Annotated in this window: 4 protein-coding genes; 1 reads left to right on the top strand and 3 read right to left on the bottom strand. The window is 44.2% G+C overall.

The genetic code is table 11. The features are described 5' to 3' along the window. Positions 1-52 precede the first annotated feature (52 nt). The gene (locus F6K20_RS35065; protein ID WP_165691854.1) at positions 53-214 is read right to left on the bottom strand and encodes a hypothetical protein; all 162 of its coding nucleotides are present in this window, start codon (positions 212-214) and stop codon (positions 53-55) included. Between the two features lie 102 nt (positions 215-316). Then, positions 317-1,000: a 5'/3'-nucleotidase SurE gene (surE, locus tag F6K20_RS35070; protein ID WP_287249935.1), complete on the bottom strand. Its 684-nt coding sequence runs from the start codon at positions 998-1,000 to the stop codon at positions 317-319. 277 nt (positions 1,001-1,277) lie between these two features. On the opposite strand from surE, the gene F6K20_RS35075 reads away from it, so the two are divergent. Then, positions 1,278-1,589 carry a hypothetical protein gene (locus F6K20_RS35075; protein WP_044493570.1) on the top strand — a complete coding sequence of 104 codons (312 nt, stop codon included), beginning with the start codon at positions 1,278-1,280 and terminating at the stop codon, positions 1,587-1,589. A 379-nt stretch (positions 1,590-1,968) separates the two neighbouring features. On the opposite strand, the gene F6K20_RS35080 is transcribed toward F6K20_RS35075, so the two are convergent. Beyond that, positions 1,969-2,214 carry a hypothetical protein gene (locus tag F6K20_RS35080; protein WP_008185628.1) on the bottom strand — a complete coding sequence of 82 codons (246 nt, stop codon included), beginning with the start codon at positions 2,212-2,214 and terminating at the stop codon, positions 1,969-1,971. Positions 2,215-2,226: the final 12 nt, after the last annotated feature.

A 2,226-nucleotide genomic window follows, 5' to 3' on the forward strand; every position in this document is an offset into this window, starting at 1 on the left:
TCAGCTATCAGCGTGTCGCGTATCAGCGTGTCGCGTATCAGCGTGTCGCGTATCAGCTATCAGCCATTGGCCAAGCTACACCGAACAGCTTTTGAATAAAATAAGCTGACGGCTGACGGCTGACGGCTGACCACTGACCGCTGACGGCTGACCACTGACCACTGACCACTGACCACTGAATGCTTACCTTTGTGCCTTGGTGGTTCCAAACCAAACCACCAATAGCATTGCCAGGACTTGGAGAGTTACTCTACTAGTAGGGGCACCCTACTACCTAAGGGCGTTTGGTGCCCAGTTTTGGGTAAGTCCTGATGCCTTAAAGTCGCAACTGAGTCACAGCAATATTACCCGAAAAACACACATCCACATCAGTACCAGGAGCGCGATCGCGTTTGTTATACTCCCCCTCATAATAGTAGTGATCCCCGTCCACACGATACTTTGTCGGTAACGGTTGAGTACTCGGTTCACAAAATACCACCTCTGGCTCAGGTGAACCCGGTTCCAAGTGAGGTAAATTCACATTCCAGTAAGTACCAGCAGAAATCGGACGATTCAACAAATCCGCCAACACCCTAGCTGTCAAACGACTGGCCACCTCCCAATTAATCACCCAAGGTTTTTTAATCCATTGGGAAATCGCAATACCTGGTATTCCCTGTATCGCCGCTTCCCTAACCGCCGCCACTGTACCAGAAATGTAAACATCAACCCCCAAGTTACCGCCAGCATTAATACCTGACAGAACCCACTTTACCTCTGGTATAATATGTGATATTGCAAGGCGAGTACAATCCGCTGGGGTACTAGAGACTGCATACTCATAGTCTGACCGACGTTGGACGTGAATCGGTTTATATGTAGTCACCTGATGGCCACAGCCTGAATGATGCTCCACCGGAGCGATAATTACAAAATTACCGTTACCGTTGACCGCTTGCTCTAGTGCTTTAATTCCGGGAGCATCTATCCCATCATCGTTCGTTAGGATTATAGTCATTAGTTTAGTCGTTAGTGGTTAGTCATTAACAGCTGAGTATGGGAAACGATCTAATCCAAGCCAAACTATCAAGGAATATCGAAACCGTATTACAAACTTAAAGTCAATCATCTCAAATTGCTTGAGCATTTGCACGCTTATACTTACTTTGGGTATAAACTTAGCTTTTGGTTTAGCTATTGAACTTAAGCTCTGATCTCCGTACAGCTAACGAGCTAATAGCTGTTTACCCAGGAAAGTAGCCCTTAAGCTGACCGCTCAATGGGTATAGCTGCCCATGAGCAGCCATCTGACAACCTCAGTTCAAAATCTTTCAAGCAACTGTTATGGCAAGTCAGGGATACATCTACAACCTTCAACCTATTGGCACACCAGGATTATGACTCAAAATAGCAAAAATCAGCCATCTACCCACTCTCAGCCAACTGTTAATTTTACCGAAGAAGAGCTGCAAGATATCTTACGCTATGCTAACGAACACGGTATTAATCCTTTTAGACTAGTCAAAGCCATTGCCCAAATTAGGAAACAGAGAATTGCTCAGGCTCACCAGAGTCAGATTCGGACCAGGGAAACTGTGTTTCAATAGAGGTTAGTGGACGGTAGTTAAAGTCCGTGTGAATTTGTTGGCCGTCAGCTTCTTTAACAAGAAGTGGTCGAGGTAATTCCTCTGCTACTCTATGCATAGTTAGGAAGGGTAAGCCAAGACACAATTAATTTTTTTTCCTTATATCTTAACACTCTCAGTGTGTATCGGATATACTGAAATAGTAATGGTAAGGTCGATACCATTAGGGAAACAAAAACTCAGAAATAATTGACTATTAAATCCCTGAAAACTGATGTTTGTAATTTAGATTCTGATCCACAAGTTTAAAAAAATCCGCTTAGTCAGGATTTTAAAATACAGTACCTTCCTAAACCCTTTGGTTATTTTAGTGACTTTTAAATAAAAACTGCTCTTTATTTTAAATGTGAATTAACGGGTTAATATCCTTGTCTTGATGCAGTCGCTCATGGGGGAAACCACGCCAGTTGCTCATGGTTTGTTCGCGTTCGCCTTTGGCGTGGCCTACGGCCAAGCGTCGCCTTTGGCGATAGTTACCGTAAGACAGGCTCGCCTTAATCAATGGAGGCGCGCTTTCCGCTTGAAGAATTAAATTACGGGGTCGCGCCTCAAGTTTTAACCCTTTTTTGCATAACCTACCAACCATAAAGGCTCAACG

It is taken from the genome of Moorena sp. SIO2C4, assembly GCF_010672485.1.
In the GTDB taxonomy this organism is placed as follows: domain Bacteria; phylum Cyanobacteriota; class Cyanobacteriia; order Cyanobacteriales; family Coleofasciculaceae; genus Moorena; species Moorena producens.

Coding starts and splice junctions, on each gene's coding strand:
- F6K20_RS35075 (WP_044493570.1), top strand. CDS start 1,278: ATGAGCAGCCATCTGACAACCTCAGTTCAAAATCTTTCAAGCAACTGT.
- F6K20_RS35080 (WP_008185628.1), bottom strand. CDS start 2,214: ATGGTTGGTAGGTTATGCAAAAAAGGGTTAAAACTTGAGGCGCGACCC.
- surE (WP_287249935.1), bottom strand. CDS start 1,000: ATGACTATAATCCTAACGAACGATGATGGGATAGATGCTCCCGGAATT.